At 47.4% G+C, this 19653-nt stretch carries 18 protein-coding genes and 1 rRNA gene; all 19 read left to right on the top strand.

Annotated elements, in window-relative coordinates:
* Positions 1-113: ribosomal RNA gene (rrf, locus tag BAZ21_RS25330) — 5S ribosomal RNA — on the top strand; the annotation flags it as partial.
* A 163-nt stretch (positions 114-276) separates the two neighbouring features.
* A complete protein-coding gene (locus tag BAZ21_RS25325; protein WP_068505612.1) occupies positions 277-1464 on the top strand; it encodes a GNAT family N-acetyltransferase in 1188 nt (395 codons plus the stop codon).
* A gap of 532 nt (positions 1465-1996) precedes the next feature.
* Positions 1997-2461 (top strand): CtsR family transcriptional regulator, encoded by a 465-nt coding sequence (locus tag BAZ21_RS25320; RefSeq protein ID WP_007432614.1) that lies wholly within the window; start codon positions 1997-1999, stop codon positions 2459-2461.
* A gap of 84 nt (positions 2462-2545) precedes the next feature.
* Positions 2546-3070: a UvrB/UvrC motif-containing protein gene (locus BAZ21_RS25315; RefSeq protein ID WP_007432613.1), complete on the top strand. Its 525-nt coding sequence runs from the start codon at positions 2546-2548 to the stop codon at positions 3068-3070.
* Between the two features lie 29 nt (positions 3071-3099).
* On the top strand, positions 3100-4164 hold the full coding sequence (locus BAZ21_RS25310) for a protein arginine kinase (protein ID WP_010348835.1): 1065 nt from the start codon (positions 3100-3102) through the stop codon (positions 4162-4164).
* Between the two features lie 44 nt (positions 4165-4208).
* Positions 4209-6653 (top strand): ATP-dependent protease ATP-binding subunit ClpC, encoded by a 2445-nt coding sequence (gene clpC, locus BAZ21_RS25305; protein ID WP_068505611.1) that lies wholly within the window; start codon positions 4209-4211, stop codon positions 6651-6653.
* 241 nt (positions 6654-6894) lie between these two features.
* The gene (gene radA, locus BAZ21_RS25300; protein WP_068505610.1) at positions 6895-8268 is read left to right on the top strand and encodes a DNA repair protein RadA; all 1374 of its coding nucleotides are present in this window, start codon (positions 6895-6897) and stop codon (positions 8266-8268) included.
* A gap of 12 nt (positions 8269-8280) precedes the next feature.
* Positions 8281-9357, top strand: a complete 1077-nt coding sequence (gene disA / locus BAZ21_RS25295) for a DNA integrity scanning diadenylate cyclase DisA (RefSeq protein WP_013373290.1) — start codon at positions 8281-8283, stop codon at positions 9355-9357.
* A 54-nt stretch (positions 9358-9411) separates the two neighbouring features.
* Positions 9412-10158: a CDP-diacylglycerol--serine O-phosphatidyltransferase gene (pssA, locus tag BAZ21_RS25290; RefSeq protein WP_007432608.1), complete on the top strand. Its 747-nt coding sequence runs from the start codon at positions 9412-9414 to the stop codon at positions 10156-10158.
* Between the two features lie 191 nt (positions 10159-10349).
* On the top strand, positions 10350-11435 hold the full coding sequence (locus BAZ21_RS25285; RefSeq protein WP_068505609.1) for a PIN/TRAM domain-containing protein: 1086 nt from the start codon (positions 10350-10352) through the stop codon (positions 11433-11435).
* A 70-nt stretch (positions 11436-11505) separates the two neighbouring features.
* The gene (gene ispD, locus BAZ21_RS25280; RefSeq protein ID WP_068505608.1) at positions 11506-12204 is read left to right on the top strand and encodes a 2-C-methyl-D-erythritol 4-phosphate cytidylyltransferase; all 699 of its coding nucleotides are present in this window, start codon (positions 11506-11508) and stop codon (positions 12202-12204) included.
* Positions 12201-12677 (top strand): 2-C-methyl-D-erythritol 2,4-cyclodiphosphate synthase, encoded by a 477-nt coding sequence (gene ispF / locus BAZ21_RS25275; protein WP_025715695.1) that lies wholly within the window; start codon positions 12201-12203, stop codon positions 12675-12677. Before ispD ends, ispF begins: the two co-directional genes overlap by 4 nt.
* A 39-nt stretch (positions 12678-12716) precedes the next feature.
* Entirely contained in the window at positions 12717-14177 is a 1461-nt protein-coding gene (gene gltX / locus BAZ21_RS25270) for a glutamate--tRNA ligase (protein ID WP_068505607.1), read from the top strand.
* Positions 14178-14664: 487 nt separating this feature from the next.
* Positions 14665-15336, top strand: coding sequence for a serine O-acetyltransferase (gene cysE / locus BAZ21_RS25265; protein ID WP_007432603.1), 672 nt, complete (start codon positions 14665-14667; stop codon positions 15334-15336).
* 33 nt (positions 15337-15369) lie between these two features.
* Positions 15370-16773 carry a cysteine--tRNA ligase gene (gene cysS / locus BAZ21_RS25260; protein WP_068505606.1) on the top strand — a complete coding sequence of 468 codons (1404 nt, stop codon included), beginning with the start codon at positions 15370-15372 and terminating at the stop codon, positions 16771-16773.
* Positions 16770-17228, top strand: a complete 459-nt coding sequence (locus BAZ21_RS25255; RefSeq protein WP_068505605.1) for a Mini-ribonuclease 3 — start codon at positions 16770-16772, stop codon at positions 17226-17228. Before cysS ends, BAZ21_RS25255 begins: the two co-directional genes overlap by 4 nt.
* A gap of 55 nt (positions 17229-17283) precedes the next feature.
* Entirely contained in the window at positions 17284-18030 is a 747-nt protein-coding gene (rlmB, locus tag BAZ21_RS25250) for a 23S rRNA (guanosine(2251)-2'-O)-methyltransferase RlmB (RefSeq protein WP_068505604.1), read from the top strand.
* 4 nt (positions 18031-18034) lie between these two features.
* Entirely contained in the window at positions 18035-18556 is a 522-nt protein-coding gene (locus BAZ21_RS25245) for an NYN domain-containing protein (protein WP_007432599.1), read from the top strand.
* Between the two features lie 162 nt (positions 18557-18718).
* The gene (gene sigH / locus BAZ21_RS25240) at positions 18719-19363 is read left to right on the top strand and encodes an RNA polymerase sporulation sigma factor SigH (RefSeq protein WP_007432598.1); all 645 of its coding nucleotides are present in this window, start codon (positions 18719-18721) and stop codon (positions 19361-19363) included.
* Positions 19364-19653 lie beyond the last annotated feature (290 nt).

Below are 19653 nucleotides of genomic sequence, written 5' to 3'. Positions count from 1 at the left end.
GTGGCGATAGCGGAGGGGTTCCACACGTACCCATCCCGAACACGACCGTTAAGCCCTCCAGCGCCGATGGTACTTGGACCGCAGGGTCCTGGGAGAGTAGGACGTTGCCAAGCAACAGATAAAAGGGACCATGATCTCAATGAGATCATGGTCCCTTTTATGTATTTTAACGATCACTATCGATTCCTAAGGTTGACAGAAAGAAAAGGCTTTGCGACACTCTAAGTGCACAATCTTTTTATGGAAACATAAGTATACGAGCGAGGTGGCGAGGTTATGGAGATCAGACAATTACGAAGTGAGGAATTTGAAGCTGCTATTGAATTATCCCAATATGCTTTTCAGTTTACAATGTCTCCGGAGGATCTGGAGAAATCCAAGAAAAGGTTTAAGCCAGAACAAGCATGGGGCATCTTCGACGGACTTGACTTGAATGCTAAGCTGACCTTGCTGCCTTTGCAGGTATACATACATGGTCAGGTTTTTAAGATGGGTGGTATCGCAGGTGTGGCAACATGGCCGGAAAAGCGTCGCGGGGGCATGGTTTCACGTTTGTTGACGCATGCGCTTAAAGAGATGAAGTCTGCGGGACAAAGCCTTTCATTTCTGCATCCATTCTCCTTTGCCTTCTATCGTAAATTTGGATGGGAAACGTATACTGAGTACAAAAAGTATGTTATCCCGATTGACAAATTTCCTGCTAAACTTAAAACAGAAGGTATAGTCAAGCGGGATATTAAAGATATTTCTGAACTGAACCAAGTGTATCAAGCGTATGCTTCGTGTTATAATGGCACGCTGGTACGGGATAAGGAATGGTGGCAGGAGCGGATTCTAAATGAGAACTGTCGAACCGTAGTTTATTACTCTGAAGCAGGCACCCCGCAGGGATATGCACTATACAAAATTGAAGATAAGCAGCTGAATTGTGATGAATTGGTATATGAGAATGAAACGGCGCGCCGAGCTTTGTGGACTTATTTTGCAAATCATGACTCCATGATAACCCAAGGTAAATTCATTTACGTTCCCGCAGATGACAATCTGCCATTTTTACTCGATGATCCGCGAATTCAACAGGAAACGGTGCCTTATTTTATGGGTCGGATTGTGGATGCGGCTGCTTTTGTAGAGAAATATCCTTTTGAGGCAATTGGAGAGGAAACACGCTTGACCTTGAATCTGTCAGATCGTTATGCCCCATGGAATGAAGGAGTATGGACATTGACGATAAACGCGGAAGGAAGAGGATATTTAGAGAGCGTGGATACAGGTAACTCCTCCGACAACGTCATAGCAGCTGACTTGAGTCTTGGCATTCAATCGCTGACGACCCTGATGCTTGGCTATCAACGGGCTGATGATCTATATAAGTGGGGGCGTATTGAAGGACGCGGTGAGTCTGTGTCTGCACTGAAACGTGTAATACCAGTAAAACAGACGTTTTTGTTGGATTTTTTCTAATCCCGGCCCAGATTTTATTCGAGAACCTGGTAGTATTGGCCACGGGAAGCACATGCTTATTCAGGACTCTTTCCAGAATGGGGAGAGTTTTTTTCTTATATTGTATAAAACATAATTAGATTGCGAAAAATGGTATTGACCCCTTGGCAAAAATGAAAAGTGTGCTATAATGTGAATATAGTCAAAGAAAGTCAAAGTCAATCAAACCTAGTGTGATCCATTTAGAAGGGAATTATGCTGATGGTTTGGCCGTATAGAGTATTTTGACAGCAAGAAGCTAACGAAGATCGAAATCATTTGTGGATAGTTAGAAGCTGCCTCTTATCAACATAAGAGAAGTGTATGATTAATCGCAAATATAGGTCACACTAGAGACTAAACGGCACGTTTTTAAGAGATGCAGTAGGCTGAGAGGTCCTGATACAGCTTAGATTCGTGACTTTACCGTTTGGTTAAGTTCAATATACGGCGGACTCTGTGGAGCGTGAAATGTACTTGAATACTTGCGTTTCCGTTAGTGGAGGATGATGAAATGCGCAATGTTTCCGATATTATTGAACAATATTTGAAGAACATATTGCTGGAAAGTCCCCAGGGTTTAGTGGAGATTCAGCGCAATGATTTGGCTGACCGCTTTTCCTGCGTGCCGTCGCAGATCAATTATGTAATTAGTACCCGTTTTACGCTGGAAAAAGGTTATGTGGTGGAAAGTAAGCGTGGTGGTGGGGGCTACATTCGTATTCAGCGAATCCAGTTGCCTGCACAGCATGCGATTCACACACACCTTCATCAGAGCATTGGGGAGGAAATTAGCCAATCGGCGGCAGAGGGACTGATTTATCAGTTGGAGGAAGCTCATTTTTTAAGCAAAAGGGAAGCGTGTTTAATGAAGGCCGCTTTATCGAGGGATACATTATTGCTGAAGCTTCCCTACCGTGACCAGTTGCGGGCAAGGTTGCTTAAAGCTATGCTGATCTCGTTGCTGGCGACCAAATAGCCAGTAGCCAGTAACCATTGAATAGAGATTTGCGATTCAGATGTAGGGATTTGTGAAAATCCAGACGTTGAAGGAGGTGCTTTTATGCTGTGCCAAGAATGTAATATGCGGCCGGCAACTTTGCATTTCACCAAAATTGTGAATGGCGAAAAGACAGAGTTTCATATTTGTGAGACATGTGCGAAGGAAAAAGGGGAAATGCTCCCTGGAACACCTAATGGCTTTTCGATTCATAGCTTGTTGTCGGGGATGCTGGATTTTGACTCCAGCACCAAGAGCCACTCTTCAGGTCACACTGGTCCACAAAATCTGCAATGCAAGGATTGTGGCATGACCTATACACAGTTTAGTAAACTGGGGCGTTTTGGGTGCCCGTCGTGCTATCAATATTTTGACAGTCGCCTGGACCCTCTGTTCAAGCGTGTGCATGGCAGTACAGGTCATGTGGGGAAAGTTCCGGTCCGGACTGGAGGCCGATTGAAGGTTAAACGGCAAATTGACGATTTGAAAAAAGAGATGCAACAGCATATTGTACAGGAAGAATTCGAGGCAGCTGCCGAGCTTAGGGATCAAATCAGAAAGCTTGAAAAAGAAATGACTGAAGAGTAAAGTTTGTGAAGAGTAGGAGGGGATGCGTGATGCCCAATATCCGATTTACGGAAAAGCCGCTAAGTGATTGGATGCGTGGTGATGCTGCGGATTCGGAGATTGTCATTAGCAGTCGGGTAAGAATTGCGCGTAACTTGCAACATCTGCCTTTTCCCATGCTTGCTACCAATCAGCAGTCGGAAGAAGTGCTTCAACGCTTGACGGATATCCTTCAGTATGATGATTTGGGTCGTTTTGGTACTTTTCATACCTTGAAAATATCCGAGTTGGATGAGATCGACAAGCAGGTACTGGTTGAGAAGCATTTGATTAGTCCTAATTTGGCGAACGAATCCCGTAACGGTGCTGTGTTGATTAGTGATGATGAATCGGTTAGTGTTATGATAAACGAAGAGGATCATCTGCGTATTCAGTGCTTATATCCGGGATGTCAGGTTAGAGAAGCTTGGGAACGAGCTATGGTCATTGATGATGCATTTGAAGCGCATGTTGATTATGCATTTGATGATCGGAGAGGTTTTCTGACCAGTTGTCCGACGAATGTCGGAACAGGCATGAGAGCTTCGGTGATGATGCATCTGCCCGCATTAGTCATGACTCACCAAATCAATCGTATATTGTCTGCTGTTTCACAGGTAGGTCTTACGGTTCGCGGTATTTATGGTGAAGGCAGCGAAGCGGTCGGTAATTTGTTTCAGATATCCAATCAGATTACATTAGGACAAACCGAAGCGGAGATTATTGAAAATCTACATGGCGTGGTGCTGCAAATTATAGAGCACGAGCGTTCTGCAAGAGAACGGCTGATGAATGAGTCCATGCTGCGAATTACAGATCGGGTGATGCGTTCATTCGGTATTTTGTCATATGCAGCAGTGCTGGATTCGAAGGAGGCTGCGCAGCGGCTGTCCGATGTACGTCTTGGCGTAGATTTGGGGATTTTAGAGCGTCCATCCATTGCAGCGATGAATGAGCTGAATGTGATGACACAACCCGGATTCCTGCAAAAAAGCTTTGGTGATAAAATGAACACCGGTGAGCGCGATATGTACCGGGCGAAGCTGATCCGGCAAAAATTAGGCACAACCCTTTAATATATAGTTTTATCTGAAATACACACTGTGGAGGTGCAGGATATATGATGTTTGGAAGATTTACGGAACGTGCACAAAAAGTGCTTGCTTTGGCCCAGGAAGAAGCTGTTCGTTTGGGACATAACAATATTGGGACAGAGCACATTTTGCTCGGCCTCATTCGTGAAGGTGAAGGAATAGCAGCCAAAGCCTTGATCGGTTTAGGGCTGGGACTGGAAAAAATCCAGGATGAAGTGGAGACGCTTATTGGACGCGGTCAAGAGCAACCGACGAACATTGCCTATACTCCACGCGCCAAAAAGGTCATCGAGCTGTCGATGGATGAAGCACGTAAACTGGGTCATACCTATGTGGGTACAGAGCATATTTTGCTTGGCCTCATTCGTGAAGGCGAAGGCGTAGCGGCCCGTGTACTGAACAATCTGGGCATCAGTCTGAACAAAGCGCGTCAGCAAGTGCTTCAATTGCTCGGCAGCAGCGAGGCGGTTTCCAGCCATCACGGTGCTCCGGCTAATGTCAGCACACCAACCCTGGATAGTCTGGCACGCGATTTGACGGCATCTGCGAAGGAAAACAACCTGGACCCTGTTATTGGGCGTAGCAAGGAAATCGAGCGCGTCATTCAGGTGCTCAGCCGTCGTACTAAGAACAATCCGGTTCTGATTGGTGAGCCTGGTGTAGGTAAAACGGCGATTGCCGAAGGATTGGCACAAAAAATTATAGCAAATGAGATTCCTGAAACGCTGCGCGACAAACGCGTAATGACACTCGATATGGGTTCTGTGGTAGCAGGCACCAAGTATCGTGGTGAATTTGAGGATCGTTTGAAAAAAATTATGGACGAGATTCGTCAAGCCGGAAACATCGTTTTGTTCATTGATGAGCTGCATACGCTGATTGGTGCTGGTGGAGCGGAAGGTGCAATTGATGCCTCCAACATCCTGAAGCCTGCATTGGCGCGTGGCGAGCTGCAATGCATCGGTGCGACAACGCTGGATGAATATCGCAAATATATTGAGAAGGATGCTGCCTTGGAGCGTCGTTTCCAACCGATTACAGTGGACCAACCTTCTCCGGAAGAAGCGATTCAAATTTTGTATGGTCTGCGTGACCGTTACGAAGCGCATCACCGTGTAAAAATCACGGATGAGGCTATTGAAGCGGCGGTAAAATTGTCGGATCGTTATATCACTGACCGATTCCTGCCGGATAAGGCCATTGACCTTATTGATGAAGCAGGCTCCAAGGTAAGGCTGAACTCCTACACCGTACCGCCCAACCTCAAACAGCTGGAAAACCGTCTGGAAGATATCCGTAAGGAAAAGGATTCAGCGGTACAAAGCCAGGAGTTTGAAAAGGCAGCAGCGTTGCGTGATACAGAACAAAAAATTCGTGAAGAGCTGGATGTTACGAAAAACCAATGGAAAGAACAACAGGGCCGCACAGATTCCGAAGTTACACCGGAGGATATCGCTCAGGTCGTTGCAATTTGGACAGGTGTCCCAGTCAGCAAGCTGAAAGAGGAAGAAACACACCGTTTGCTGAATATGGAACAGCTGTTGCATGAGCGGGTGATTGGGCAGGACGAAGCTGTTAAGGCAGTAAGCCGGGCCATTCGCCGGGCACGCGCTGGTCTGAAAGATCCGAAGCGTCCGATCGGCTCCTTTATTTTCCTCGGTCCAACTGGAGTTGGTAAAACAGAATTGGCACGTGCATTGGCTGAATCCATGTTCGGAGATGAAAATGCGGTTATCCGTATCGATATGTCTGAATATATGGAGAAGCACTCCACGTCCCGTCTGGTAGGAGCGCCTCCAGGGTATGTTGGATATGAAGAAGGTGGCCAACTGACTGAGAAGGTGCGTCGTAAGCCTTACTCTGTTGTGTTGCTTGATGAAATCGAAAAAGCGCACCCGGAAGTATTCAATATTCTGCTGCAAGTGCTGGAAGATGGACGCCTGACGGATTCCAAAGGCCGTGTTGTTGACTTCCGCAACACACTCATCATCCTGACCTCCAATGTCGGTGCACAGGCGATCAAACGTAACTCCACGCTTGGCTTTACGGCTGTTGCGGATGCTGGAGCGGATTACGATAACATGAAGGGTAAAGTGATGGATGAACTGAAGAAAAGCTTCCGTCCTGAATTCTTGAACCGGATTGATGAAATTATCGTCTTCCATTCTCTCGAAGAAAAACATATCGCCGAAATTGTGTCGCTCATGTCTGAGGAGCTGCGTAAGCGTCTGAATGAGTACGAGGTGGACTTTGACCTGACAGACAAAGCCAAGACGTTCCTTGCGAAGGAAGGCTTTGATCCAGCTTACGGTGCGCGTCCATTGCGTCGTGCAATTCAGAAGCATATCGAGGATCGTCTGTCCGAGGAGCTGTTGAGTGGCAATATTACTAAAGGTGATGCTCTGCTCATTGATGAGGAGAACGGTGCATTGACAGTAACGAAAAAGGATAACGTATCCGCGAAGTCCTAAAACGTCTTACTAAATAAAGTAGTACAAAAGGGTGTCTCGCAGGCTGGAAAGCTATTGCGAAGGCACCCTTTTTGTGTATAGAACACTGCGGAATGGTTAGGTAAATGCTTTGGAAAAGTTTGTGATATCGCTTTACGTCCGCCAAGCTTCAATGGTAAACTTTTATTGTTACAGCTCTTTCCGGGCTGTAAAAGATAAATTTGACATCATTCGTCGTCAATAAGGAGCCAGGGATCAAAGTATGGCTAAAGTGAAAACTAAATTTTCCTGTACCGAATGCGGGTATGAATCACCCAAATGGTACGGAAAATGTCCTGGATGCCAGGCATGGAATTCCATGGTGGAAGAAACGGAAAGCGTTGTAAAAACTCAAGGAATGGGTTCTTCCCTTCTTACTCATAGCACAAAAGATAAGCCGCTCCCCATAATTGAGGTAGAGAGTGGCAAAGAAGCACGAATTTTGACGGGAATTGGCGAATTGAATCGTGTACTCGGCGGAGGCGTAGTGCCGGGGTCCCTTGTTCTGGTAGGCGGTGATCCGGGAATTGGCAAATCTACGCTTATGCTTCAAACATCTAATGAGCTCGCTTTAACCGGTTTAAAGGTGCTGTACGTGTCTGGTGAGGAGTCGGTTCGTCAAACGAAGCTGCGTGCAGACCGTCTGGGCGCTTTGTCTCCCAATTTATACGTATTATGTGAGACAAATTTGGAGACGATTGAAGAAGCAGTGGACAGCTTGAAGCCCGAGTTTTTGGTGATCGACTCTATTCAGACCGTATATTTGCCTGAGGTGACAAGTGCACCGGGGAGTGTTGCCCAGGTGCGGGAGTGTACCTCACGCTTTATGCGAATTGCCAAGGGACTAGGTATTGCTACGGTACTGGTAGGACATGTGACCAAGGAAGGGGCAATTGCAGGCCCACGTCTGTTGGAGCATATGGTCGATTGCGTACTTTATTTTGAAGGAGAACGTCATCATACTTATCGGCTGCTGCGTGCAGTTAAGAACCGTTTCGGTTCTACGAATGAAATTGGTATTTTTGAAATGGCTGAAAGTGGTTTGCGTGAGGTGGCGAATCCTTCGGAGCTTTTCCTTTCCGAACGGCCACTGGGGGTGGCTGGTTCCACTGTCGTAGCCAGTGTGGAAGGAACCCGACCTGTGCTGGTTGAACTGCAGGCACTGATTGCATCCACACATTTCCCTTCTCCACGCCGAATGGGTACAGGAATTGATCATCATCGGATGGGCTTAATTATCGCCGTGCTGGAAAAGCGGATGGGCATGTTTTTGCAAAACCAGGACGCCTATCTCAATGTAGCCGGAGGTGTGAAGCTCGATGAGCCCGCAGTGGATTTGGCTATAGCGGTAAGCATTGCTTCCAGCTTTCGGGATGCCCCTACCAAGCCGTACGATGTAATTTTTGGTGAAGTGGGGCTGACAGGTGAGGTGCGGGCTGTATCCCGAGCAGAGCAGCGAGTGCGGGAAGCGGAAAAGCTGGGTTTCAAACGGGTGATCATGCCGGAGAAAAGCTTGAAGGGCTGGACACATCCGAAAGGGATACAAATTATAGGAGTAGCAACGGTGGCAGATGCACTGGCAGCCGCATTAGATTAGGGGGCAATGAGAATGAAAGAAGCGAGCCAACTGGATAAAATGAACGATTTGCTGCGGCTTGTGGCACCGGGAACTCCCTTTCGCGACGGATTGGAAAACGTTTTACGTGCTAAGACGGGTGCTCTTCTGGTCGTTGGCTATAGCCCGGAAGTAATGGAAGTCGTGGATGGTGGTTTCTCTATTAACTGTGATTTTTCGCCGAACTATTTGTATGAATTGGCTAAAATGGACGGCGCAATCATATTGAGCGAAGATTTAAAACGGATTTTATATGCAAATACGCAATTGATTCCTGACTCTTCTATTTCGTCGATTGAAACAGGAATTCGACACCGGACAGCAGAACGAGTTGCAAAGCAGACAGGCAAGCTAGTTGTGTCCATTTCCCAGCGGCGTAATATTATCACGTTGTATCAGGGAACGCTGCGCTATGCGCTCAAGGAAATCGGGGTCATCTTAACGAAAGCCAATCAGGCGATACAGACGCTGGAAAAATATAGATCCGTGCTGGGGCAAGCCTCAACGAATTTGACAGCATCTGAATTCGAAGAGCTGGTTACCATGCCGGAGGTCGTTAATGTCATCCAACGGATTGAAATGGTACTGCGCATTAAAATGGAAATCAAACGATTTATTAACGAGCTTGGAAATGAAGGCCGACTCATTAGCATGCAGATGGAGGAGCTTGTCAGCAATATAGAGGAAGAAGCTTGGTTGTTGTACAAGGATTATGCTAAAGACGACAGCGACGAGAAAATCCGTGAAATTATACTTGGGCTCAAGCGATCTACGGACGACGAGTTACTGGATGTGAATCATATTGTACGTTTACTTGGTTATCCGTCTTCGGCTGCGACGTCAGAGGAGTATATTGCTGCACGCGGCTATCGGGTGCTGAACAAGATACCGCGTCTGCCGAATGTGATTATTCATAATCTGGTAGAGCGGTTTGGACGTTTTCCGCATGTCATGACAGCCACGATTGAAGAGCTGGATGAAGTGGATGGTATAGGAGAGGTTCGTGCGCGTACCATTAAAGAAGGTCTTAAACGGTTGCAGGAGCAAGTTTTCATTGACAGGCAAATGTAAATGTAATACAGTGAAAGGATTATAATGGAACAATTCATACATCGAGGTGAAGAGATGATTACCAAATCAATTCCGAACATGTTTACCTTGGGTAACTTGTTTCTCGGAATGATCGCCATTTTATTGGCCGTAGACGGAAAATACAGTCTTGCCGCTATTATGGTCATTGTCGCCATGTTGTTGGACGGATTGGACGGAAGAATGGCCCGGGCGCTGAATGCCCAGAGCGAATTCGGTAAAGAACTGGACTCCTTATCAGATATGATATCTTTTGGTGTAGCTCCCGCAGTTATTATGTACATGGTTGCATTTCATGATGCTAATTCGGCTTTAGCTTGGACAGTTACGGCCATTTTTCCGATGTGCGGAGCGTTACGTTTGGCTCGATTTAATGTACGTCCCGGTGTGCCAGGTTATTTTACAGGCTTGCCGATTCCGGCAGCAGGGGGCGTATTAGCCACTTTGTCCTTATTCCATAACGATATTTCATTGTTATACATGTCGATTGCCATGTTGCTGGTCTCTTATTTGATGGTTAGCTCCATGAGATATCCTAATTTCAAAAAGGTCGGCCTGCCGAAAAAAACGATCTGGATTGCTCCTTGGGTCGTGATTGCAGCGGTAGTGCTGGCTGTTAAATTTCCCGATCAGCTATCGAAGCTGATTTTTGTTCCATTGGTACTGTACGCACTATATGGGATGAAACTGAACATCCGTAAGCTTTCACGCAGACGTGGACGTGATCGGGAGCGTTCCAATCAGGAAGAACAGGACGATCAATACCGTCATTCGCAACGCTAGCATCAGGCAAGAAACAAATGAGCATTTATTTCCTTGAATCATCTCAGGGAGATAAATGCTTTTTTGTTGCACAAAAAAATAAAAATACAGGGTTAGTTGGGCGAAAATTGGATCATACTGGTAAGGAAAATAGTGTATATCCAATAAATAGCAGGATGTATGAAAACAAATAAAGGAGGTATAGAGACTCGATGTGGAGAAAGGCTATTTTAACTTTTACAGGATTGTGCGGAGCATGGTTTGGCTATACGTTGTACTATCGGGTAGGAGGTATCGTATCATGGATGCCGCAGTGGTTGAATGATGGTACTTTACCGGGAATGGCCGTTTGGATGATTGCGGGAGCGGTGCTGTTTATGGCTGGTTGCTCATTCGCAGGGGCATCGGTGGCGAATCGGCTACAACAGGGTATTGAAGGCTTGGTACGGATACCTATGAATGAGTTGCTGTCAGGTGTAATTGGACTAGCGGTGGGATTGATACTTTCCTTGGCAGTATACCCGCTCTTATCATGGTTGGGAGCACCCGGTCAACTGATTCAGACAGCCGTTACCATCGTATGCGGATATGTGGGTTTGATGGTCGGTCTGGAAAAGCGGGACGAGCTGTCATCCTTTTGGAGCTCTGGCTTTTTTGGCCGGGGGACAGGCGTAGAAGAACGCAAGCTGGAGGAACATAAAATTTTGGACACCAGCGTCATTATAGATGGGCGTATTGCGGATATTTGCAAGACAGGTTTTATTGAGGGAACGATTGTGATTCCTGAATTTGTGTTGGAGGAGCTTCAGCATATTGCAGATTCATCTGATTTACTTAAGCGTAATCGTGGACGTCGGGGTCTGGATATTTTGAATAAAATCCAAAAAGAGCTGGATGTGAATGTGCTCATTTATGAAGGGGATTTTGAGGAAATTTCAGAGGTCGACAGTAAGCTGGTCAAGCTGGCAAAGGTGCTGGAGGGTAAAGTAGTAACCAATGATTTTAACCTGAATAAGGTATGCGAGCTTCAAGGTGTATCGGTGCTGAATATTAATGATTTGGCGAATGCAGTCAAGCCTGTCGTACTGCCCGGTGAGGAAATTATGGTACAGATCATTAAAGACGGCAAGGAGCATGGACAGGGTGTGGCCTATCTGGATGACGGTACGATGATTGTTGTGGAGGGCGGACGTGACTATATCGGTTCCCTGATGGAGGTGCTGGTCACAAGTGTACTTCAGACCTCTGCGGGCCGTATGATCTTTGCTAAACCGAAATTATTGGAAAAAGCTCAATAAACGCGGTATGATGAAGTAGATGTGTTATCATACGGATCGTACAAGTGCGATCAGGGCAGGAGTTACTTCAATGAACAATCGGGTAGGGGTCGTTATTGTGGCGGCCGGGCGCGGTTCCCGAATGGGGACGCAGGAGAGTAAGCAATTTCTGCTTTTGCGGGACAAGCCCATCTTCATACATACACTTGAAATATTTGCAGCTATGCCCGAAGTGGATGAAATGGTGATGGTGACGGGAGCTAAAGATGTGGAGCGCTGTCGGGAATGGATTCGTCAATACCAGATCGGTAAAGAGGTGCAGGTAGTGGCTGGTGGCAGTGAACGCCAGCACTCGGTGTATCGCGGCCTGCGCCACTTGCATGCGGATTGGGTGATGGTGCATGATGGTGTGCGCCCATTGATCCAGCCTGAGCTTGTACGTTCATGTCTGGAGGCGGCCCAGCGTACCGGTGCTTCTGTAGCGGCAGTACCTGTAAAGGATACAGTCAAGCAAGTGAACGGGGATGGTGTCATTACAGCAACGCCGGATCGCCGAAGTCTGTGGAGTATTCAAACGCCACAGACTTTTCGTCTTTCCGATTTGCTCCGTGCCTATGAGGAAGCCGAGCAAGCGGGATTTTTGGGGACAGACGATTCTACACTGGTGGAGCGGTTGGGCATTCCGGTTACTGTCGTTCAAGGCAGCTACAAGAACATCAAAATTACTACGCCTGAGGATTTGGACATGGCGGCGTTATGGGTAAAGACAGAGGGAGAGGATATCAAGTGATCAGAGTGGGACAAGGATTTGACGTTCACCAGCTGGTGGAAGGAAGGCCATGCATCATCGGAGGCGTGAATATTCCGTATGAAAAAGGTTTGCTGGGTCATTCCGATGCAGACGTGCTGCTACATGCCATTAGCGATGCCATCCTGGGCGCGCTTGGCTTGGGAGACATCGGAAAGCATTTTCCGGATAACGACCCGGAATTTAAGGATGCCGACAGCCTGAAGCTGCTGGAGCATGTCTGGGGCCTGGCTAAAGAGCGGGGGTATCGCTTGGGGAATATCGATTCTACGATTATTGCGCAGAAGCCCAAGATGGCATCGTATATTCCACAAATGAATGAAGTCATCGCCCGCGCGCTGGAAGCAGAGGAGCCATCCCAGGTCAACGTCAAGGCGACTACGACAGAGCAGCTCGGATTTACCGGGCGGGGCGAAGGGATCGCGGCTCAATCGGTTGTTTGTCTTATCAAATAAATGCTATCATCTTGAGTAATTCAATTTGGAGGAGATTATATGAGCACGGAAGTTCGTGTACGCTATGCACCAAGCCCTACAGGACATTTGCATATTGGAAATGCCAGAACGGCATTATTTAACTATTTGTTTGCCCGCAATCAAGGCGGGAAATTTATTATTCGTATCGAAGACACAGATGTGAAGCGCAATATTGAGGGCGGAGAAGAAAGCCAGCTTAAATATTTGAAATGGTTGGGTATGGACTGGGATGAGAGTGTAGACGTGGGAGGCGAGTTTGGACCTTATCGCCAGACCGAACGCTTGGACATATACAAAACATACTGGCAGGATTTGCTGGATCGTGGCTTGGCCTACCGCTGCTACTGCACGGAGGAGGAACTGGAACGCGAGCGTGAAGAGCAGACGGCACGTGGGGAAACACCACGCTATTCTGGAAAGCACCGTGACTTAACAGAAGAACAGTGTCAGGCATTTGAGGCGGAGGGCCGTGTGCCAAGCATTCGTTTTCGCGTACCGGAAGACCGCGAGTATACGTTTGACGATATCGTTAAAGGTCAAATTACGTTCAATTCCAAGGAAAGCGGCGATTTTGTTATCGTCAAAAAAGACGGTATTCCGACATATAACTTCGCTGTAGCGGTTGACGATTATTTGATGAAAATATCGCATGTACTGCGGGGCGAGGATCATGTTTCCAATACACCGCGGCAGTTGATGATTTTTGAAGCTCTCGGCTGGGAGCCTCCACGCTTTGGTCATATGACGCTGATCGTAGGCGAGGACCACAAAAAGCTCAGCAAACGTAACGAGTCCATTATTCAGTTCATGGAGCAGTATGACAAGCTGGGTTATCTGCCGGAAGCTATATTCAACTTTATTGCACTGCTGGGCTGGTCCCCGGAAGGCGAAGAAGAGATCTATGATCGGGAACAATTGATTTCGATTTTCGATCCCAATCGTTTGTCCAAAAGCCCGGCCGTATTTGATACGAACAAGCTTGCTTACCTGAACAATCACTATATTAAAAAGGCTGATCCTGAGCGGATTGCCAGCATGGCGATTCCTCATTTGCAGGCAGCGGGGCTGTTGCCGACTGAATTGTCAGCGGAGCAGCAGGATTGGGCTAAGGCCCTCGTTCGCTTATATCAAGAGCAGATGACTTCTGCGTCCGATATTGTAGCGTTGTCTGAATTGTTTTTCCGTTCACACCTGGAGATGGATGCTGAAGCGGCGGCTGTGCTGGCCGAAGAGCAGGTTCCTGAGGTACTTAGAGCTTTTGCAGGTAAAGTTGAAACGAGCGAGGAATTTACTGCTCCGCAAATGGCCAAGCTGATCAAGGAAGTTCAAAAGGAAACTGGCTTTAAGGGTAAACAGCTGTTCATGCCGATTCGTGTGGCTCTTACAGGTCAAACTCATGGGCGGGATCTGAACGAAACCATCTATTTGCTTGGACGTGACAAGGTGTTGGACCGTCTTAAGGCACAAATTAAAGGCTGATATTTCTTGTCAATTTGTTGTCTTTTCGCTATAATGACTCCATTGATACGGATTGATATTTACGTGTAAAGGCTGCGAACAGGAGAAGTACACTGCATAAGGGCATCTGCCAGAGAGGACGGCCGAGGGGAAACCCCGGGCTGGAAGCCGTCCAGATGACCTGCGGAGGAAATGCACCTGGGAGCCGTGCGCCCGAACTCTAATTAGCGTCAACCGCTGGTTGTGGCAAGGGCGTGCCGAGTCGTTCCCGTTACCGGACGTTAAAGACGGACTTCTCTGCTTTTAGGCAGTAGATATGTCCGAAGCAGAGTGGGACCACGTTCATGCGTCTCTGCAGCTTAGGCTGCGGAGGCGCTTTTTCATTTTTATCAGATTCAGACTCGTCATAGATTGAAAAATGTCGAAGATTGCTGGTGGATGCGAAAATTGGCGAAACGTGAAGTTTTGTGAAGATGCGGCAAGGATATGGAGGGGGTAGGAGGGCGACATGTTCAGACATATCAAATCCGACATTCAGACTGTTTTGGATAATGATCCGGCCGCCCGGAGTAAGCTGGAGGTCATTTTTACGTATTCCGGCGTTCATGCCCTTTGGGCACACCGAATCGCACATTGGTTTTATTTGCGAAAGTGGTGTACTTTAGCCCGTGTTATATCTCAGGTATCGCGGTTTATGACAGGCATTGAAATCCATCCTGGCGCTCGTATCGGAGATCGGCTGTTCATTGACCATGGCATGGGAGTGGTCATCGGCGAAACCTGTGAGATTGGCGACGATGTCGTATTGTATCAGGGGGTCACTCTTGGAGGGACCGGAAAAGAGAAGGGGAAGCGCCATCCCACTATTGGGAATAATGTAGTTATAGGCTCTGGTGCCAAGATATTGGGCTCTTTTACAATTGGGGCGCAGTCCAACATTGGCTCCAACTCGGTTGTACTTAAAGAGGTTCCGCCTAACAGTACGGTAGTGGGGATACCGGGGCGAGTGGTCAGACAGGATGGCAGACGTCCAGACCGACTTAGTCATCAGCTGCCTGATCCGGTCGTCGATTCTATACGGGCTCTTCAATTGGAAATAGAACGATTACGTGCAGAATTGTCTGATTTGAAGGATGAGCAATCTGCTCGGAAACATCAGGTGACCCAAGAGAATAAATGACAAGGATAATTTTCATGAGGGAGGAACATAACGATGCCGCTTCAAATTTATAATACAATGACGAGGAGCCGGGAGCCTTTTGTGCCACTGGAGCCTGGAAAGGTTAAAATGTATGTATGCGGACCTACCGTGTATGATTACATTCATATTGGTAATGCACGACCTGTAATTGTGTTTGACGTGGTACGCAGCTACCTGGAGTATTTGGGCTATGATGTGAACTATGTAGTGAATTTTACAGATGTCGATGATAAGCTGATCCGCAAAGCTCGGGAACTTGATATGGAGGTTCCGGCAGTTGCCGAGAAATTTATTGCAGCCTATCATGAGGATCTGACCGGATTGAATGTTCCTGCTGCCAGTATAAATCCGCGCGTAACAGAGAGCATGGAGCTGATTATTGATTTTATTAAGGAACTGGTAGACAAAGGCTATGCCTATGAGAATGATGGCGATGTGTTCTATCGGACCAAAAAGTTCAAAGATTACGGACAACTGTCCGGTCAAAATCTGGAGGAGCTTCAGTTCGGAATTCGCATCCATGTGGATGAGCGTAAGGAAAATGCCGAGGATTTTGTACTCTGGAAGGCAGCAAAGCCGGGAGAAATTTATTGGTCGAGCCCTTGGGGAGATGGACGACCGGGATGGCATATCGAATGCTCAGCTATGGCTCGCCATTATTTGGGGGATACGCTGGACATCCATGGAGGCGGACAGGATTTGCAATTTCCGCATCATGAATGCGAATGCGCGCAATCCGAAGCGATTACGGGTAAGCCATTGGCCCGCTACTGGATGCATAACGGATATATTCGCATTGATAATGAAAAAATGTCGAAATCGCTCGGTAACGGTATTTTGGTTAAAGATCTGCGTGCTCGTCACAAGCCCGAGGCTTTACGCTATTTTATGCTGTCGACACATTACCGCAATCCGTTGAACTACAACCAAGAGACGATGAGTCAGGCGGAGAACAGTGTCGAACGGATTGCCAATGCAGTCGCCAACGTGAAGCATCGTTTAGCCAATGCGTTGAAAGGTAATGAAGAAGTATCGGCTGAGCTGCAAACGAAGCTTGACGGGATTTTGCAGCAGTTTGGCGAAAAAATGGATGATGATTTCAATACACCTGATGCGATTACTGCGGTATTCGAATGGGTCAGCGAAGCCAACCATCTGTTGCAGCGTGACGTTGTCAATCAGGCGGAATTGCAGGCCGTGCTGCATACATTCCATTCGATGAACACTGTACTTCGCATATATTCGGAACCCAAAGAAGAACTGCTGGATGATGAAATTGAGCAATTAATTGCAGAACGTGTCGAAGCTCGTAAAACCAAAAACTGGGGCAGAGCTGATGAAATTCGCGATCTGCTGGCTGCTAGAGGCATTGTGCTTGAGGATACGGCGCAGGGTATGCGGTGGCGGCGAAAATGAATGATAAGCCACTGAATACGGGGGCTTTGGAGGACGCGGGAAACTGGTTCCCGTATCCTGCGTCCAAACCGGCCCGTCTGATGCCTCCCATTGCGTTAGCTTACATTGGCGATGCCGTGTATGAGGTCGCCGTCCGTCAATATTTGTTGGCACAGCCCAACCTGCGTCCCAATCATCTGCATCGCCGAGCCACAGGGCTAGTCTCCGCGAAGGCGCAGAGCCGTATGCTGGGACTGCTGGAAAAGGTGCTGACGGAGGAAGAGTCCGACATTGTCCGGCAAGGAAGAAATGCCAAGTCAGGAAGCCTGCCCAAAAATGCAGATGTACTTGAGTACCGTCACGCGACTGCGCTGGAGGCACTAATCGGCTTTCTCTATAGCGATGGACGCTTGGACAGATTGAGAGAATTAATCACGTACGGTATTGCACAAATGGAAAATACAGAAAAATCATAATTGGGAACGGATCGGATGGATTTAGCATCTGTCGTTTCCCGGGAGGAAGCTAGATATGGAAGAAGAATGGATTGCCGGTAAGCATTCGGTAACGGAGGCATTACGTTCAGGCAGAACGATAAATAAAATATGGATTGCAGACAATGCTCAAAAGCATTTGACACTACCGATTACAGCTGAGGCCAAAAAAGCAGGGATCATTGTTCAGCAGGTGGACAAGCGTAAGCTGGATCAAATGGTACCGGGGATTCAGCATCAGGGAGTGGTTGCACAGGCTGCGCCTTTTGCCTATGCTGAAGTGGAAGAATTGCTCGCCAATGCCCGTAATAAAGGGGAAGAGCCGTTTTTGATTTTGCTGGATGAAATTGAAGACCCGCATAATCTGGGCTCCATCCTTCGTACAGCAGATTGTACAGGAGCGCATGGCGTTATTGTGCCAAAAAGACGTTCAGCAGCCGTAACTGTAACGGTGTCCAAAACATCGGCAGGTGCTGTTGAGTACGTGCCGGTGGCGCGTGTGAACAATTTGGGACAAACCATTGACCGCCTTAAAGAAGAAGGTGTATGGGTGGTTGGCACGGATGTGGCAGCGACCGACCCTGTTTTTGGGAATGGAGTATTCACGGGGCCGGTGGCCATTGTCATTGGCAACGAAAATAAAGGAATGGGTCGTTTGATTCGTGAAAAATGCGACGTACTCGTCAAGCTGCCGATGGCGGGACAAATCAATTCCCTGAATGCTTCTGTAGCTGCAGGTGTCGTTATGTACGAAGTATTGCGCGGACGACAGGCACGGGACTAACGATATGGCTGACACGCGGGATGTTCTGCTTGTGGACGGTTACAACATGATTGGAGCCTGGCCCGAACTTTCCGCACTGGTACAATCTGGTATGCAGGAAGCGAGGGACAGACTTCTCGAACGACTCGCGGATCATCAGGCGTATTCCGGCAGAAGAGTCATCGTCGTATTTGATGCTTACAGGGTGCCAGGATTGGGTAAAACCTTTGCCCAGAGTAAAGTCCAGATTTATTTTACGAGAGAAAAAGAGACAGCCGACGAGTGCATCGAGCGATTGGTACGGGAGCTAAGCAGCAAAAGGAGAAGCATTTACGTAGCGACAAGTGATCAGGTAGAGCAGCATGTCGCCTTTGGCCAGGGAGCACTCAGGGTATCGGCACGGGAACTGCTCATTGAGATTGAGGAATCTGAAAGGGAAGTACAGAAGCGAATTCAGCAGGATAGCGCCAAATTGTCCCGTAACTCACTGGATGCCAAGCTGAGCCCGGAGCTTCGAAAGCTGTTTGAACGATGGAGAAGAGAATGATCCAGTAATTGGTCGCTTCTCCATTTTGAAACCATTGACAATTTTGTTAGCGCTCTTCTTTTTTAGGCTGTTGTGGTTGACGGTATCAGGTTGCATCGCGTATACTTGTCGTATATTTGAGAGAGTAACGGGTACCTTGCGTTGCAGCCGGAGGGATTGTTAGTGAGTGTGGACCTCAAGGATATCATGTTGTCAAAGTTTGATTACAAAAATGATGAAGACATTGTCGGAGCAGTCCATGAAGGTGATGGGGAGGCGCTGGAGTTCCTGATTAATAAGTACCGGAACTTTGTGCGGGCCAAGGCCAGATCCTACTTCCTGATCGGCGCTGATCGCGAGGATATTATTCAGGAGGGCATGATTGGTCTCTACAAATCCATTCGTGATTTTAAGGGAGACAAGCTTTCTTCGTTCAAGGCCTTTGCCGAGTTATGCATTACACGACAGATTATTACGGCGATCAAGACGGCTACACGACAAAAGCACATTCCTCTGAATTCTTACGTATCTCTGGACAAGCCTATCTATGATGAAGAGTCAGACCGGACGTTGCTCGATGTGATTTGCGGAACACAAGTAAGCGACCCTGAGGAATTAATTATCAATCAGGAAGAGTTTGTAGGGCTTGAGGACAAGATGTCGGAAATTTTGAGCGAGCTGGAACGAAAGGTACTTATGCTGTATCTGGACGGACGTTCGTATCAGGAGATTGCAGAGGATCTTGACCGCCATGTAAAATCGATTGATAATGCACTGCAACGGGTCAAGCGTAAACTTGAAAAGTATCTGGAAGTAAGAGATAGTTGATAGTAGAGGCTGACAAGGAAAGGCTCGAGTCCGAGTCTTTTTTTTATTCGTTAAAGGCAAGATCCGCAGGTTTATATGTGCCCAAAATGATTTATACTAAAAAATATGAATAATAGATGTCGCTTGGATCTTGAAGCGGTTTTTCAGGGAATATTTTCGAAGGATGAACAGATGTTAAAATGCACCACAGTCTGGACTGCGAAATGTATGCAAACATTCGTTGACATGGAAAACCCCGTGTGATAAAGTGTTTTAGGTAGGCCTAAATTCGCGGTTTTTTTTAGGATCAA

This window comes from Paenibacillus kribbensis (assembly GCF_001705305.1).
Lineage (GTDB): Bacteria > Bacillota > Bacilli > Paenibacillales > Paenibacillaceae > Paenibacillus > Paenibacillus kribbensis_B.
This window is presented reverse-complemented; position numbering and strand designations above follow the sequence as displayed.

What these genes read in the sequence shown, in the direction of transcription:
- ispD (WP_068505608.1), top strand. Translation starts at nt 11,506, where the DNA reads ATGAACAATCGGGTAGGGGTCGTTATTGTGGCGGCCGGGCGCGGTTCC.
- cysS (WP_068505606.1), top strand. Translation starts at nt 15,370, where the DNA reads ATGCCGCTTCAAATTTATAATACAATGACGAGGAGCCGGGAGCCTTTT.
- BAZ21_RS25320 (WP_007432614.1), top strand. Translation starts at nt 1,997, where the DNA reads ATGCGCAATGTTTCCGATATTATTGAACAATATTTGAAGAACATATTG.
- cysE (WP_007432603.1), top strand. Translation starts at nt 14,665, where the DNA reads ATGTTCAGACATATCAAATCCGACATTCAGACTGTTTTGGATAATGAT.
- gltX (WP_068505607.1), top strand. Translation starts at nt 12,717, where the DNA reads ATGAGCACGGAAGTTCGTGTACGCTATGCACCAAGCCCTACAGGACAT.
- BAZ21_RS25325 (WP_068505612.1), top strand. Translation starts at nt 277, where the DNA reads ATGGAGATCAGACAATTACGAAGTGAGGAATTTGAAGCTGCTATTGAA.
- pssA (WP_007432608.1), top strand. Translation starts at nt 9,412, where the DNA reads ATGATTACCAAATCAATTCCGAACATGTTTACCTTGGGTAACTTGTTT.
- BAZ21_RS25310 (WP_010348835.1), top strand. Translation starts at nt 3,100, where the DNA reads ATGCCCAATATCCGATTTACGGAAAAGCCGCTAAGTGATTGGATGCGT.
- BAZ21_RS25315 (WP_007432613.1), top strand. Translation starts at nt 2,546, where the DNA reads ATGCTGTGCCAAGAATGTAATATGCGGCCGGCAACTTTGCATTTCACC.
- disA (WP_013373290.1), top strand. Translation starts at nt 8,281, where the DNA reads ATGAAAGAAGCGAGCCAACTGGATAAAATGAACGATTTGCTGCGGCTT.
- rlmB (WP_068505604.1), top strand. Translation starts at nt 17,284, where the DNA reads ATGGAAGAAGAATGGATTGCCGGTAAGCATTCGGTAACGGAGGCATTA.
- BAZ21_RS25255 (WP_068505605.1), top strand. Translation starts at nt 16,770, where the DNA reads ATGAATGATAAGCCACTGAATACGGGGGCTTTGGAGGACGCGGGAAAC.
- BAZ21_RS25245 (WP_007432599.1), top strand. Translation starts at nt 18,035, where the DNA reads ATGGCTGACACGCGGGATGTTCTGCTTGTGGACGGTTACAACATGATT.
- BAZ21_RS25285 (WP_068505609.1), top strand. Translation starts at nt 10,350, where the DNA reads ATGTGGAGAAAGGCTATTTTAACTTTTACAGGATTGTGCGGAGCATGG.
- radA (WP_068505610.1), top strand. Translation starts at nt 6,895, where the DNA reads ATGGCTAAAGTGAAAACTAAATTTTCCTGTACCGAATGCGGGTATGAA.
- clpC (WP_068505611.1), top strand. Translation starts at nt 4,209, where the DNA reads ATGATGTTTGGAAGATTTACGGAACGTGCACAAAAAGTGCTTGCTTTG.